This window comes from Bradyrhizobium betae (genome assembly GCF_008932115.1).
Lineage (GTDB): Bacteria > Pseudomonadota > Alphaproteobacteria > Rhizobiales > Xanthobacteraceae > Bradyrhizobium > Bradyrhizobium betae.
In genome coordinates, this window is record NZ_CP044543.1 from 3,444,136 (window position 1) to 3,458,839 (window position 14,704).

14 protein-coding genes and 1 tRNA gene are annotated in these 14,704 nt (G+C 62.6%); 8 read left to right on the forward strand and 7 right to left on the reverse strand.

What is annotated here, in order from left to right:
- Nucleotides 1–131 precede the first annotated feature (131 nt).
- On the forward strand, nt 132–1,097 hold the full coding sequence (locus F8237_RS16460; RefSeq protein ID WP_151646232.1) for a Bug family tripartite tricarboxylate transporter substrate binding protein: 966 nt from the start codon (nt 132–134) through the stop codon (nt 1,095–1,097).
- 176 nt (nt 1,098–1,273) lie between these two features.
- Here F8237_RS16460 and F8237_RS16465 read toward each other — a convergent pair whose 3' ends face one another.
- The 3 genes from F8237_RS16465 to F8237_RS16475 form a co-directional block, all read right to left on the reverse strand.
- Complete coding sequence (locus F8237_RS16465; RefSeq protein ID WP_151646234.1) at nt 1,274–2,908, reverse strand: alkaline phosphatase family protein; 1,635 nt, start codon at nt 2,906–2,908, stop codon at nt 1,274–1,276.
- Between the two features lie 238 nt (nt 2,909–3,146).
- Complete coding sequence (gene obgE / locus F8237_RS16470; RefSeq protein WP_151646236.1) at nt 3,147–4,187, reverse strand: GTPase ObgE; 1,041 nt, start codon at nt 4,185–4,187, stop codon at nt 3,147–3,149.
- A 101-nt stretch (nt 4,188–4,288) separates the two neighbouring features.
- Nucleotides 4,289–4,768: a MaoC family dehydratase gene (locus F8237_RS16475; protein ID WP_162006076.1), complete on the reverse strand. Its 480-nt coding sequence runs from the start codon at nt 4,766–4,768 to the stop codon at nt 4,289–4,291.
- A gap of 117 nt (nt 4,769–4,885) precedes the next feature.
- Between F8237_RS16475 and F8237_RS16480 the strand changes: the two genes are divergently transcribed.
- Nucleotides 4,886–5,800, forward strand: a complete 915-nt coding sequence (locus F8237_RS16480) for a DMT family transporter (RefSeq protein WP_151646240.1) — start codon at nt 4,886–4,888, stop codon at nt 5,798–5,800.
- Between the two features lie 73 nt (nt 5,801–5,873).
- Here F8237_RS16480 and F8237_RS16485 read toward each other — a convergent pair whose 3' ends face one another.
- The 3 genes from F8237_RS16485 to rplU form a co-directional block, all read right to left on the reverse strand.
- The gene (locus F8237_RS16485; RefSeq protein ID WP_162006077.1) at nt 5,874–6,467 is read right to left on the reverse strand and encodes a GNAT family N-acetyltransferase; all 594 of its coding nucleotides are present in this window, start codon (nt 6,465–6,467) and stop codon (nt 5,874–5,876) included.
- 157 nt (nt 6,468–6,624) lie between these two features.
- Nucleotides 6,625–6,894, reverse strand: coding sequence for a 50S ribosomal protein L27 (rpmA, locus tag F8237_RS16490; protein WP_008137923.1), 270 nt, complete (start codon nt 6,892–6,894; stop codon nt 6,625–6,627).
- Between the two features lie 96 nt (nt 6,895–6,990).
- Complete coding sequence (gene rplU / locus F8237_RS16495) at nt 6,991–7,383, reverse strand: 50S ribosomal protein L21 (RefSeq protein WP_151646242.1); 393 nt, start codon at nt 7,381–7,383, stop codon at nt 6,991–6,993.
- 333 nt (nt 7,384–7,716) lie between these two features.
- Here rplU and F8237_RS16500 point away from each other — a divergent pair, with 333 nt between their 5' ends.
- Nucleotides 7,717–8,862: an ROK family protein gene (locus tag F8237_RS16500; protein ID WP_151646244.1), complete on the forward strand. Its 1,146-nt coding sequence runs from the start codon at nt 7,717–7,719 to the stop codon at nt 8,860–8,862.
- Between the two features lie 167 nt (nt 8,863–9,029).
- Here F8237_RS16500 and F8237_RS16505 read toward each other — a convergent pair whose 3' ends face one another.
- Nucleotides 9,030–9,893 (reverse strand): alpha/beta fold hydrolase, encoded by an 864-nt coding sequence (locus F8237_RS16505; protein WP_151646246.1) that lies wholly within the window; start codon nt 9,891–9,893, stop codon nt 9,030–9,032.
- A 197-nt stretch (nt 9,894–10,090) separates the two neighbouring features.
- On the opposite strand from F8237_RS16505, the gene F8237_RS16510 reads away from it, so the two are divergent.
- From F8237_RS16510 to F8237_RS16530, 5 genes are all read left to right on the forward strand, one after another.
- Nucleotides 10,091–10,180: transfer RNA gene (locus F8237_RS16510), tRNA-Ser, on the forward strand.
- 760 nt (nt 10,181–10,940) lie between these two features.
- Nucleotides 10,941–11,171 (forward strand): hypothetical protein, encoded by a 231-nt coding sequence (locus F8237_RS16515; protein ID WP_151646248.1) that lies wholly within the window; start codon nt 10,941–10,943, stop codon nt 11,169–11,171.
- Nucleotides 11,171–12,994, forward strand: a complete 1,824-nt coding sequence (locus F8237_RS16520) for a hypothetical protein (protein ID WP_151646249.1) — start codon at nt 11,171–11,173, stop codon at nt 12,992–12,994. Before F8237_RS16515 ends, F8237_RS16520 begins: the two co-directional genes overlap by 1 nt.
- On the forward strand, nt 12,994–13,761 hold the full coding sequence (locus F8237_RS16525) for a hypothetical protein (protein ID WP_151646251.1): 768 nt from the start codon (nt 12,994–12,996) through the stop codon (nt 13,759–13,761). The genes F8237_RS16520 and F8237_RS16525 overlap by 1 nt, the downstream gene beginning before the upstream one ends.
- Nucleotides 13,758–14,534 (forward strand): hypothetical protein, encoded by a 777-nt coding sequence (locus F8237_RS16530; RefSeq protein ID WP_151646252.1) that lies wholly within the window; start codon nt 13,758–13,760, stop codon nt 14,532–14,534. Before F8237_RS16525 ends, F8237_RS16530 begins: the two co-directional genes overlap by 4 nt.
- Nucleotides 14,535–14,704: the final 170 nt, after the last annotated feature.

Here is a 14,704-nt window from a genome sequence, read left to right on the forward strand (position 1 = left end):
GCGCCGGTTCAGGCCTGCTTTTGCAGCAGGACGATGGCCGGCGCAAGGCGGCCGGAATGGTAAACGCCTTGTCTTGAGCGCCCCGCCGGTTCTAATGCCTGCAACCAAAAAATGGGGCTGGAGAGGAAAGAATGGATCGCCGCAAATTCATGGCCGGATGTCTGGGGCTGCCGCTGCTCGGGCAGGCGGGAGGGGTAGAGGCGCAGGCCGGGCTGACGAAGATCATCTTCCCGTTCGCGGCGGGGGCGGGCGGCGACACGCTGTGCCGGCTGATCGCGCAGGAGATGGCCCCGGTGCTGCAGCGGACCATCGTGGTCGAAAACCGCACCGGCGGCGACGGCCTGATCGGCATCAAGGCGGTGAAGGGCGCAAGCCCCGACGGCAGCATGGTGCTGGTGACGACGGGTCCGACCATGTACCTGCTGCCGATGGTGGAGACGGCGCCGAGCTTCGATACGGCCAAGGACTTCATGCCGGTGTCGCTGCTGGCGCGGTTCGAGTTCGCCGTCGTGGTCGGTCCGGCGGTCGATGTCGCCGATTTCAAGTCCTTCGTGGCGTGGCTGAAGGCGCATCCCGACAAGACGTCGTTCGGCGTGCCGAGCAACGGCACCATTCCGCATTTCATGGGCTCCCGGCTCGAGAAGGATCTCGGCATTCCCCTGACCCGAGTGCCCTATCGCGGCAGCGCGCCGATCCTCAACGACCTCGTCGGTGGGCACTTGTCGTTCGGCATCGTGACATTGGCCGATGCGCTGCCGCAGCATCGTGCCAAGGGCGTGAAGATCATCGCGGCGAGCAGCGCGGAGCGTTCGCCGTTCGCGCCTGAAGTCCCGACGCTGAAGGAGAGCGGCATCGATCTGGTTGCCGACGGCTGGTACGGCATGTGGCTTCCCGCCGGCAGCCCGCCGGACTTCGCCGGCAAGCTCGGCGCCGCCGCGAGCGCCGCGCTCACCAGGCCCGAGGTGAAGGAGAAGCTCACCGCGATCGGCCTGATCCCGGTCGGCAGCAATGCGGAGGGGCTATCGAAGGAGCTCGCCGCGAACACGGCGTTCTGGCAGCCGATCGTGACGGCGACGGGATACAAGATCGAGAATTGAGTCTTCTCCTTCGCCCCGATTGCGGGGAGAGGGGCGGGGTGAGGGGGAGTCTCCGCAAACGCGGTGGAAGTCGGACTCGCGGAGAGTCCCCCTCACCCGCCGCGCTCCGGACGATACTTCGCATCGCTCGGCGCGCGTCGGCCTCTCCCCGCAAACGGGGAGAGGCGAAGAGCAACTCACATCTTTGCGCGCTGTTCGATCCCCTCTTTGATCGATGCCAGTTCTTGCTCGTCCCAGATGCCGATCAAAATCCCGCCCTTCACCTGGAGCTGGTTGTCGGCATAAGCCGCGATCTTCTCGCGCGGCGTGGTAATGTGGCCGCTCGGATGCAGCGCCCAGTCGAACAGCTCCGCTTTCAACCGCGCGATGATGCCGGCGCATTCCGGATCGTCGCCGCGATCCAGAAATTCGTCCGGATCGGTTTCGAGATCATACAGCATGGGACGGAAGCCGGAGGCGTGGATGTATTTCCAGCGGCCGTCGAACACCATGAACAGGCGGCAGCGCTCGATCGGCGGGTTCAGCTTCAGCCGCACGTCCTGCATGGCATAGTCGTATTCGGAGAACGCGACCTTGCGCCAGTCGCCCGGTGTCGGGCCGCGCAGCAGCGGCAGCAGCGAACGGCCTTCGAGGATGTGGCCCGGCACCTTGCCGCCGAAATAATCGACGAAGGTCGGCGCGAGGTCGATGGCCTCCACCAGCGCATCGCTGCGCGTGCCGCGCGTCGCATCGGCTTGGCTGGACGGATCGATGACGATCAGCGGAATCTTCGCCGACTGTTCGTGGAACAGGTCCTTCTCGCCCATCCAGTGATCACCGAGATAATCGCCATGATCGGACGTGAATACGATCATCGTGGTGTCCAGCAGGCCGCGCGCTTCCAGAAACGTCATCAGCACGCCCATCTGGTCGTCGATCTGGGTGATCAGGCCCATATAGGTCGGGATCACTTTCTCCCGGGCATCGTCACGCGCCATGTTACGGGAGTAGCGCATGTCCATATAGGCGCCGAACACCGGATGCGGATTCTGCCGCTCGCGCTCGGAGCGGATCACCGGGATCATGTCTGATGTCGAGTACATGCTCGCATAGGGCTCTGGCGCGATGTAGGGCCAGTGCGGCTTGATGTAGGACAGATGCAGGCACCACGGCCTGCCGTCGGTCTCGGCCTCGCCGATGAAGTCCATCGCGCGGCGCGTCATGTAGGGCGTCTCGGAATGCTCGTCCGGCACGCGCGCGGCCTTGTCGGCGTGCACCAGCAGCCAGCCGTTGTGCAAGCTACCGTCGTCCGCTGCGCCCGAGTTCGCCCAATGCTCCCAGGGATTGGTGGCCTCATATCCCTGCTGTCGCAGATATTCGTCGTATTTCGGCCGCGGCCGTCCGGTTGGATGCAGGCCGTCGTCGCGCTCGTAAGGTTCGAACCCGCATTCGGCGACATGCACGCCGATCATCGATTCCGGCGGGATGCCGAGCGCCTTCATGCCTTCGAGGTCGGGCGCCATGTGGGTCTTGCCGACCAGCACGTTGCGCACGCCGATTTTCTTGAGATGATCGCCGAGCGTGGGCTCGCCGACGCGCAGCGGCCAGCCGTTCCAGTGCGAGCCGTGCGAGCGCATGTAGCGGCCGGTGTAGAACGACATCCGCGACGGCCCGCAGATCGGCGACTGCACATAGGCCTTGCTGAACAGCACGCCGCGCCTCGCCATGGCGTCGATGTTCGGCGTCTTCAGGGTGGGATGGCCGGTGCAGCCGAGATAGTCATAACGAAGCTGGTCGCACATGATCCAGAGAACGTTCTTCGCGCGCGCCATGCCCTGTCCCTGCCGTTTCTTGATCTTTCAATGCTGCGCTATCAGAGCCGCGATGACAACATGCCAGTGACGCGCGTGCCCTCGGCCTCACACTCCGCTGTCGTCCCCGCGCACGCGGGGACCCATAACCACAGGGAGAGGTTTGGCGAAGACTGGTCACGCGGTACTGTGAGCAACCGCAACGGATAGATCACGCGGTATGGGTCCCTGCGTTCGCAGGGACGACCGCTGAGGGAGTCTAGGCCGACCAGGGCTCCGCTTCAGCCGTGCTCTTGGCCTTGGCGGACACCGGGGCCTCGCCGATCACATCCACCAGCGCGCGTAGCGCTTCCTTGACGCCCTCTCCGGTCGCGCCTGACATCAGCAGCGGCGTCTTCTTGGCGGCGCGCTTGAGCCGGTCCTTCTGTTTCTTCAGCTCGTCCGGCTCGACCGCGTCGATCTTGTTCAGCGCGACGATCTCGATCTTGTCGGTCAGCAGCCCGCCATAGGCGTCGAGCTCCTTGCGAACCGTCTTGTAGGCCTTGCCGGCATGTTCGCAGGTCGCGTCGACCAGATGCAGCAGCACGCGGCAGCGTTCGACATGGCCGAGGAAGCGGTCGCCGAGGCCGGTGCCTTCATGCGCGCCTTCGATCAGGCCGGGAATGTCCGCCAGCACGAATTCGCGGCCGTCGGCATTCACGACGCCGAGCTGCGGATGCAGCGTGGTGAAGGGATAGTCGGCGATCTTCGGCTTGGCGGCGCTGACCTTGCTGAGGAAGGTCGACTTGCCTGCATTGGGCAGGCCGACCAGGCCGGCATCCGCGATCAGCTTCAGCCGCAGCCAGATCCAGCGCTCCTCGCCGGGCTGGCCGGGATTGGCGTTGCGCGGCGCGCGATTGGTCGACGACTTGAAATGCGCGTTGCCGAAGCCGCCATTGCCGCCCTCGGAGAGCACGAATTTCTCGCCGACGTCGGTGAAGTCGTGGATCAGGGTCTCGCGGTCCTCGTCGAAGATCTGCGTGCCCAGGGGCACTTTCAGCACGATCGACTTGCCGTTGGCGCCGTGGCGGTCCGAGCCTGAACCGTTCTCGCCCTTCTGGGCCTTGAAATGCTGCTGGTAGCGGTAGTCGATCAGCGTGTTGAGGCCGTCCGCGACCTCGATGATGACATTGCCGCCGCGGCCGCCATTGCCGCCGGAGGGACCGCCGAATTCGATGAACTTCTCGCGGCGGAACGCCACGCAGCCGTTCCCGCCGTCACCGGAGCGGATATAGACCTTTGCTTCGTCGAGGAATTTCATGGGCCATAGGTAGGCCAGCCGGTCCCGCGCGGCAACCCGGGCTTACCCGTGAATCGGCCGAATTTCCGCGAATATCGGCCCTTGCTTAACCCGGGATGACGTCAGGCAGGCCGGCGCCGGATCAGGAATTTCTGCATCCCCTCCAGCACCAGCTCCTTGCGCTGGTTGAACACGGTGCTTTTGAGCGTCACCACGCCGGTCGTGCGTCCCGGCACCAGTTCGGTGACCTCGAGCGCGGGGTAGATGGTGTCGTCGGCGAACACGGGTTTAAGGAACCGGCTCGATTGCTCGAGGAAGCCGACCAGGGAATCCTCGACCATGAACGGAAACAGGCCGGCGCCGGGCGCGGTGTGGATCAGGGTCTGGAAGCCGTGGGCCAGCAGATGCGGCATGCCGCGGCTGCGGCAATATTCGACATCGTAGTGCACCGGATGGGTGTCGCCGCTCGCGGTCTGGAACGCTGCGAACACCGCCGGGGTCTGGGTGCGGCTCGGGATCACGAAGCGTTCGCCGACGACGAAATCCTCAAACCAGCGTTGCGCGGGGATCATGCGATGCTGGGCAGGGTCGAAGTCGGTCATGTCCATCTCTTTCGTTCGCAGGCGCCTATCGCTACCGCGACGCGAAGAGTGCGACAATCCGTTCAATTCGTCTTGCGTGGGCTTGTCGCGGGCGCCAGCACGATTAAAACGGCGCCAATGCCCCTCTTCAAAAACCTCTCCGCCTATGACGAGCGCTCCGCGCGCCTTGCCGGCATTGCGCTGATGGTGCTGTCGATCTTCATGTTCTCGTTCGGCGATGCCATGGGCAAGTTCCTGGTCGGGACTTATTCGGTGGGGCAGCTCTTGTTCCTGCGCGCCTGCGCGGCGCTGCTGCTGCTGCTGCCGATGATCTGGAAGCAGCGTCATCAGTTCCTGCATCTGGAGCGGCCGCGCCTGCAGCTGTTTCGCGTCGTGCTGTCGACGCTGGAAGTGGCGGCGTTCTTCCTCGCGACGGTCTATCTGCCGCTCGCCGACGTCATCACCTATTATCTCGCCGGCCCCATCTTCGTCACCGCGATGTCGGCGATTGTCCTGCGCGAGAAGGTCGGCTGGCGGCGCTGGACCGCGATCCTGATCGGCTTCTGCGGTGTGCTGATCGCGCTGCGGCCGTCGGCGCAGACCGTCAGCCTGCCGGCCCTGATCGCGCTCGGCGGCAGCCTGTCGTTTGCGACCTTGATGCTGATCACGCGCAGCCTGCGCAAGACGCCCGACATCGTGATGGCATCCTCGCAATTCGTCGGCACGTTCCTGCTCGGCGCCGTGCTGTCGGCCTTCAACTGGGTGCCGCCGACATCCGGCAGCCTCGTGATCTTCGCGATGGCCGGGCTCATTTCGGTCACCGCGCTGTTCTGCGTCAACCGCTCGCTGAAGCTGGCGCCGGCCAGCGTCGTGGTGCCCTATCAATATTCGATGATCGTCTGGGCCGTGATCTTCGGCTTCGTCGTGTTCGGCGACGTCCCGCAGGTCGCCACCATCGTCGGCGCCGCCATCATCATCGGCGCCGGGTTCTATATCTATCTGCGCGAGCGCGATCTGGGACGCCCGAGCGCGGACGTGAATCCGCCGGTGTAAACGCCCCCGTCATCCCGGGCTCGCGACTTCGTCGCGCCCCGGGACGACAGCTGTTTATGTGGCGCGCCTCCGCCTACCTCACGCGCCGCGCGCTGCTCCAGCTCTTCAACGAAGCCCACACCCCGCGTGACAGCCGGAAGCAATCGACCGGCGTCGAGGAGCCCAGCGCCAGGAAGCGGTGCAGCTGCACGCCGCTCCACTGGAAGCCGCACTTCTCCAGCACGTTGCGCGAGGCCGGGTTGGTGACGCGCGCGCCGGCGTAAAGATGATCGTCCTCGAACTCCTCGAAGAAGAAGTCGATCGCGCCGCGCGCGGCCTCGGTGGCGATGCCCTGGCCCCAATGCTCGACGCCGAGCCAGTAGCCGAGCTCGGCATTGCCTGGCGTGGAGCAATCGATGCCGACCATGCCGACCGGCCCGCTGTCGTGCTCGATCAGGAACGCGGTCTCAGCTCCGAGCGCGGCGGTGGCGCGGATGAATACGACGGCGTCGTCCTGCGAATAGGGATGCGGCAGCCGGCGGGTGTTTTCGGCGACGCGGCGGTCGTTGGCGAGGCGGGCGATGGTCCTGACGTCGGCGAGGGTCGGCCGCCGCAAGGTCAGTCGTTCGGTGGCGACGACGCTTGGTCTCGCCTCAGCCAAGGTCGCGCTCGAGAAATCCTGCAACATGTCCGGCTCCGTCAAAGTCACCAAGTCAAAAGTGAACTCGTCAGACGAAAGGGGAGGCCGGTTTCCCTGCCTCCCCTGGAGCCTTCGATCGCTATGATCTCAAGGACTCCGCCGGTTCGGTCTAAGGACCCGGCGGACTCCAAATTTGATCCACCGTCTATTCAGCCGCCTCTGCGAGCGGGAGTACCGATACAAAGGTGCGGCCGTTGGCTTTGGCCTGGAACGTGACGCGACCCTCGATCTTGGCGAACAGAGTGTGGTCCGTGCCCATGCCGACATTAAGGCCGGGATGCCAGGTGGTGCCGCGCTGACGCGCAATGATGTTGCCGGGAATGACGACTTCCCCGCCGAACGCCTTGATCCCGAGGCGCTTGCCCTTGGAATCGCGACCGTTGCGCGATGAACCGCCTGCTTTTTTGTGAGCCATGGCTCGTCTCCAAATCCTGCGTAGTTCTAGATCAATTCCTTGACGGAATCATTTCACAATTTCTCACGCATCAATTCGTGAATTGGCGTGATCAATTTATGCGGCGTCGGCTTCTTCCTTGGCCGTCTCCTTGACGACCTTCTCCCGCTTCGGACGCGGCCCCTTGGTGGGCTTGGCGCCGTCGGTCAGGATCTCGCTGATGCGCAGCACCGTGATCTCGTCGCGGTAGCCGCGCTTGCGGCGCGAATTCTTGCGGCGGCGCTTCTTGAACGCGATGACCTTCGGTCCGCGCTTGTGGTCGAGCACCTCGACGGCCACGGATGCACCGGCAACCGTCGGCAGACCCAGGATCGGCGTGTCGCCGCCGACCACCAGAACTTCAGTCAATTGGATGATCGAGCCGACTTCGCCTTCGATCTTGCCTACTTCCAGGACATCATCCGGAACGACGCGGTACTGCCGGCCGCCGGTTTTGATGACTGCGAACATCGTTGTTTTCCTTCGTGTTCATTCCCGGCCTCGCGACAGTTTGTCGGGGCCGGCTTTTTGTCAGTCGCGATGGGTTTATTGCGAGTTTTGTGCGGGCGGGAGTTATCCCTTTGAAAAACCGCGCAAAAACAAGCGGCGCGAGAAACGCCCCGCGCCGGTTGTGGGACTTATAGCCGCCGATCCCGGGGAGTCAAGGAAAACCGGGCGAAAACGGCCCGGATTTGAAGGATTTGGCCGTCTCTCGGGCCTGCGATCGAATCTCGGTCCGCGCTGCAACCAACGGGTTCCCGCGCCGTTGTCCCGGCCGGAACAGGTAACCGGGCAAGGGCTTCCATGGCAACGGACGAGTTGGTCAAAACGACGACGGGCATCGCCCATCACGGCGCCGAGCGGCTGCCGTCGGTGGACGTCGACAGCTTCAACATCGAGATGAAGGACGAGGATGGTTTTCTCGGTGACCGCGCCAGCAAGGGCGCGTTCCGAAAAATCCTCGACCGCTGGCGCAAGCCGCTGCGCAAGACCGGCGAGGATCCGTTCGGCAAGGAGCCGTCGGACGAGATCAGCAAGAAGACGCTGGACGCCATCCTGGTCGGCGACGACACCGAGGCCTCCGCGGTGGTGCACAGCGCGATCGAGGATTTTGCCCAGGAGCTGGCTTACGTCACCCGCCGCTTCCTCAAGACCAAGGCCTGGGGCAAGACCGAACGCATCGTGGTCGGCGGCGGCTTTCGCGATTCCAGGCTCGGCGAGCTCGCCATCGCGCGGACCCAGATCATCCTGAAGGCCGAGGATTTCAAGATCGACATGGTGCCGATCCGCGCCCATCCCGATGAAGCCGGCCTGATCGGCGCGCTGCATCTGGCGCCGTCATGGATCTTCGAGGCCCATGACAGCATCCTCGCGGTCGACATCGGCGGCACCAATATCCGCTGCGGCCTGGTGGAAACCAGCTGGAAGAAGGCAAAAGACCTGTCGAAGGCCAAGGTCGTGAAATCCGAGCTGTGGCGCCATGCCGACGACGAGCCGACCCGCGAAGGCGCGGTGAAGCGGCTCACCAAGATGCTGAAAGGGCTGATCACCGAAGCCGAGAAGGACGGCTTCAAGCTCGCGCCCTTCATCGGCATCGCCTGTCCGGGCGTGATCAACGAGGACGGCTCGATCGAGAAGGGCGCGCAGAACCTGCCGGGCAATTGGGAGAGCAGCAAGTTCAACCTGCCGGCGAGCCTGATCGAGGGCATCCCGGAGATCGGCGAGCACGACACCGCGATCCTGATGCACAATGACGGCGTGGTTCAGGGCCTCTCCGAGGTCCCGTTCATGCAGGATATCGACCGCTGGGGCGTGCTGACCATCGGCACCGGCCTCGGCAATGCCCGCTTCACCAACCGCCGCAAGGACAGCGGCAATGGCAACGGGAAAGAGTCCTCGGAGAACGGGAAGAAAAAGGGCAAGGAAAGCAGCAAGTCAGACAAGGAGTAACCTTGACTGGTTAGGTTAAGGGACGGATTGCGTTGCGGCGCACAGGGCGCACGCTACGGTCGAACCGTCGCCTCACCTGGCCGGCGAAGCCGCCCTTCCCAGCCAGTATTTCAATGAGCGGCACGGGACCGCCAGTGTTTACCGCGTCTGGCGGTCCCACCCTGTCTTCAGCTCCAGCCGATCCGTTGAAAAAACGCCGCGATCTCCGCGGCCGCGCGATCCGGATCTTCCCGATGCGGGAAGTGTCCGACATCGGGAAACATCGCAACATCGGCATCGCTGAACGTCTCGCCCAGCCGGTCGGTCCAGGCATAGGGAAACAGCGGATCGTGCTCGGCCCAGCGCACGCAGGTTGGCACGTCGATCGGTGGCAGCCTGGGCGCCTCGCCCTTCATCATCGCGACCCGCCCGGCATGGGACGCGCGATAATGCGCAAAGCCGCCGGCGAGGTTGCCTTCTCTGAAGAAATTGTCGGCGAAGTCGTCGAGCACGTCGTCGAAGGCGTTCTTGCGATGCGCCCAGCCCTTGAGGAAGTGGCTGATATAGAGCCGGCAGCTCTCGCGGCTCGCGCCGACAAGCTGCGGCGCCATCTCCATCTGGTGGAAGGACTGGTACCAGATGTGGTTGAGCCGATCAGGCGCCGCCATGCGCGGCCCGATGCCGGGATAGACGAAATCGAAGAAGAACAGCCCCGCCAGCCGCCCGGGCGCCTGCCGGGCCAGCGGCTGAATCACGGCGCCGCCGACGTCGTGGCCGACCACCCCGAATCGCTCGATGCCGAGCCCGTCCATCACCGCCAGCATGTCCGCGGCATGGCCGTCCGGACCAAAAGGCCCATCCGGCTTGTCGCTGTCGCCGAAGCCGCGCAGATCGGGCGCGATCAGCATGAAGCGGTCCGAAAGCCTCGATATCACCGGCTCCCAGGTCAGCCAGAATTCCGGCCAACCATGCAGCAAAAGCAGCGGTTTGCCGCTTCCAGCCCGGACCAGATGGAAATCAGCGCCATTGGCCTTGATGGTCAGGTGCTCCACGGCAGTTCCTCCCGGCTAGAAGCGTTTTCAAGCGAAGTGGACCCCGGTTCGCGCCAGGAAAACGCGTCAAACACGAATTCAACTGGTGCGGGGCTGGAAGGCGGCGGATTTTCCCCTTTCGCGCCTTGTCTGGCCAGCCATCCTCGCCTATTAACGCCCCCAACCACAGGGGCCCTGCCCCTACCATGGCGCCTTCAGGAGAGGTGGCAGAGTGGTTGAATGCACCGCACTCGAAATGCGGCATAGGTGCAAGCCTATCGGGGGTTCGAATCCCTCCCTCTCCGCCATTCAGGTCTAACAGTCGTACAGTTCAGGGCTTCGGACGTGGGTGGTTCGACGGCCCATATTTTCGCCCACGCTTCGCAGTTGATGAAGAAACTGCTTATTTTATTCGCTACCGGTTCGAGTGCGGCCAGCACTCACAGGTTTGCATTGGCTAAGCGGCACGAACATCCGGCTTACCGTCATGCGGCCTAGTGCGCAGCGTGAGCATGCATAGACGCAGAAGCGGCAATGCGAGCGCCGCATTAATAAGATCGATGGTGGCCTACCACTCTTCGTCCGAAGGCGTATGGCCACGCTAGCTCAGCGGCGACTCCAAGAAACTTAGCTATCTCTTGCCGTAGCGCGGCGTGCAGGCGGCGACCGGCCGATATAGGTAGTCGTCATTTATGCTTTGAGCATTGGGGCGAGCAACGGCCTTCACGGATTGCCAAGCCGGCGGCTCGAACACCGAATACGACTCGATGCTCAGAAGCGCTGACCAACGAGTTCGAAAGTTCTCGATTGCGGCAATGACGAGCGGGGCAAGAATTTGAATTGGTATTCCGGCAAAGGACCAACCTAGGACACCGCCGACCGGTCGAAAAGTGTTGCTCAGGCACATAAGTAAGTTCAATAATTTTTAGATAATCTATATATATTAGTATGTTATCGGCAAATTATTCGCAATATATTTCAAATGTTGATAACATATCAGATATTTTGCTAACATATGGCTCAAGATTTTGATTTCTTTTCTATGTAATCAATACCGTTGAGGTTGGCGTGAGCGAAAAGCGCGAAAAATTCGTGAAGCTGGCTGAGGCGCGAGTAAACCGCGCCATTCAGGACATTCGCTTGATCGGCAATCTTTCTAACAGGGGCGCTTACGAGTTTGACGAGAGCGACGTGAAGAAGATGTTCCGCGCGATCCAGAAAGCCACCGACGCAGCGAAACAGCGCTTCGGCGAAGACGGCGGAAGCCGCGACAGTGATTTCAAGCTGGGAGATGATTAATGGCTGACTGGGAATTTGAAGAGTTGCCCGCGTCGCTTGTCGAACAAGAGCCAACGCAGCGCGACCAGTTTAATAATGATGACGTTGAACTGGCGGAAGCGCTGGTTCGGGAGGTGATTCAGAACTCGACCGACGCGCCGGCCGGGGCGGGTGCGGTAAAGGTGCGCTTTGCGATCCGCAGTCTCGGACAGAACCAGACGCAGCAGCTCGGTTCCCTCTTTGCGAACCTTCGCCCGCACCTACAGGTCTGTGGCGTCGACGCCTCCGCCATCGACCAAGCGAGCGTGCGGGTTCTCGTCATCGAAGATTTCAACACGCGCGGGTTGACGGGCAACCCCGAAGCGCTTGATGGAGAAAACTTCCACAATTTCTGGCGGCGCCACGGCAAGTCTGGGAAGGGAGGCAAGCAGGGCGGCCGCTGGGGTCTCGGCAAGCTTGTGTTCTCTACGTCCTCGCAGATCAGGTCGTTTTTCGGACTGACACTTCGCTCGGGTGATGCCGCGCCCCTGTTCATGGGCCAAGCTGTGCTCTCGAACCACGTGTTCGGCGGCAAACGGCGTGCCGCGCACGGTTTCTGGTTCGGTGCACGCGGGATCGACAGGCTCCAGCATCCGGTGAGTGACGCGGGCACGGTGCAGGCGATGCGCGCACTGCTCGGGATCGCGCGGACGACCGAGACGGGTCTTTCGATCGCGATTCCCTATCCCAACCAGGACATCACCGAGCAGTCGATCATCGGCGGTGTGGTGAGGAACTACTACTTTCCGATCCTTGCCGGACGTCTCGTGGTCGAGGTCGGGAGTGTCCTGATCGACGACAAGACGTTTCATAAGGTCGCGGCGGCGACTTCGAGCGGTGGCGGCGCGGCTGGTGCTCGAATTCCTCTCGGCTTCGTTGAAGAAGTCAGCAACAGGCTCGGTGCCACTCCGCCGGTCAACGCGCAGGGTGCAATCAACGGTAACGGGCTGGCAGTTTCAAATTTCGTCGAAGCGGACATCGCGTCGATGAAGTCGGCGTTCGCGGCGCACAAGCTTCTTCACGTGCGAGTGCCTGTCCGCCTGAAGCCGAAGGCCGGTGGTGATGCGAACAGCTTCATCGATCTGTTCCTGAAGCCACTGCCGGACGGCGAGAAGCCGTTTGCTCTGTTCGTAAGAGGGGCAATCACGGTACCTGGCGAGAACAGGTACTTCAGCGGCACACACGCGTACGGGGCCATGGTCGCATCGGACGGCGATATAGTCGACTTTCTCGGCGACGCGGAGAACCCTGCTCATACGGCTTGGAACGCCAATGCCGAGAAGCTTTCGCAGCGGTGGCGTTCGCCAGCGCAGACCCTGCGACATGTCCGTTACGCGCTTCGGGACCTGTATTCCCTTGTTGCCGAGCGCGTCGAGCAGGAAGACCGTGATGCACTTGTCGATTTCTTCTCGCTGGCCGACAAGGCGCGCTCTGTGCAGGGACCGAAGAAGCGCGTGAAAGTCGTCGTGCCGGTCCTTCCGAAGCGGGCGAAGGCAATCAGCATCCAGTCGCGCAAGGGCGGTTTCACGATTGCGCCGGGGCCGGGCGCTTCAGCTTGGACCTACCCGAAGACCGTCGATGTCCGGGTCGCCTACGACATTGTGCGCGGAGACGGATTCAAAGCGCACAGCCGGCTCGACTTTGACCTGAACGAGGGGGAGCTGGAGATCGAGCTGAAGAACGCGGACGTAACGCCCGTGCGTTCGAATAAGCTGCGTCTCCTAGTGGCATCGCCGGACTTCGGGCTCACCGTGTCCGGCTTTGACGAGAATCGCGATCTGCTCGTTGATGCGAGGACTGTCTGATGGCAACTGCAAAAAAGCGTATCAACTCGACTGGCCGCAAGCGGATACAGCGCGAGCGCGTCGATATCCGCATTGCGAACGCCGAGGACGGGGCACCGCAGGCCGCGACGGCCCGCTTCGACCTTCAGGGTCTCGGATTTCCGGATCAGTCCGGAATTGTACTCGAAGCCTATCAAGGGTCTTTTGGGATGCGCTTCAACTGCGGGACGGTCGGTACGCCGAACATCCCAGCCGTGCTGCATCTGAACGAACTGGATCGAGACACCACTACCCTTTTCCGTCTGAAGGTCGTCGAGGCAGGCGGTGGCGGAAAGCTTCTCGGCTCGGCAGACCGCATCCGCTCGGCGGGTAACGACAATGAGGAAGGCAAGCGCAGCATATTTCCGATCCGGGAAAGCGATCTCGGGGATGAAGTCTGGCGCGTGGAGATCGACGACAGCGGTCCATGGCTGCTGCTCAACTACCGTGTGCCGGGCTTCAAGCACAGGCTCTTGGAAAATCCGTTCCTGCGGGGAGCGATTCTGCCCGCGGCGCTCCGGGTGGTGCTTGAGCGGCTGGTTGTTGATAACACCCCAGACGATGACGACGAGGAAGACTGGCGCGGGATGTGGTTGCGGTACCTGCGCGAGAGCTTCGGCATTGACGACGAGCTTTCCGAGATTGGTGATGAGGATCGGGCTAGCTGGGTGGAGGCAACGATAAGGAAATTCTGCGAGGCCCACGGATTTGTTCAGGCCATTCGCACGATGGTCGAGGGAGGTGCATGATGCAACTCAGGCGCTTGAATGAAGAAGGAATCTTGCAGTTCGGCGACTGGATTGCCGGGGGAGCCAGCGGAGCGCTTCCCCTGCATCTCCTGACCAGTCCGGAAACTTCGGCGCCGCTCGGCGCTGCGATCATTGCGGAAAAATTCGTATTCAAGGACAGGTATGAGTTCGGAAAATATCTGAACACACTGCTCGCGTCGTTGGAGCCCGCATCGCTCGCGCGTGATCGCGGTCTCTGGACGGCGCTCGCCCTCCTCTGGTTTGACCAGCTTTGTCCGCCTGACGGTAACGGCCATCGCAAGCCTGAAAAGGAGTACAGGTACATTCTATCGAGGGATTTTCGGCATTACTACCGACAGCTCGTGCGGTCGGCGTGGCAGACTGTCCATCAGCATGGAGAAGATGCGCGGCTATTTCTGCTCGCGTCCAGGGAAGAGGACGATCGCCTCGGCCGTCACGGAGATATCTTGGAACAGCTGGGAAGCCGTCAGTTTCTCGTCGGGAGCCGCCGGACCATTGCCGAAGCCAGCAGGCTCTACTGTGACCCTGTGACGGGGCGGCCGCGAAGGGGCGTAACCGGCGGCAAGAATACCGGTGGAAGCGTCCGCCGGCTTGCAGCGGTCATGCAGCAGTTTGATCTGACTTTCGATTCCGAGAACATGGCGTCGGGCAGTCTTCTGGCGCTGCTGCCAAAGGAGTTCGCGAAGTGGAAAAGCGCGCCGAAAGCAGCGGCGGCGAAGGGTGTTGTGACGGCGGCAGCCGCGCAGCCGTAATGACGTGCTAAGGCGCTCCAAAGTCCATGGCGGCTCCTCTGCTCCCGCAAGTTTGGTGTAGCTGTCGCGCCAACGCCGGGCGGTCTGAACGCGAACGTGCGGGTAGTGCGTGCCGGGGGAGCGCGTACAGCTCGCTGCTAAAGACCGCCGGCATTCGCTCTCCAACAATA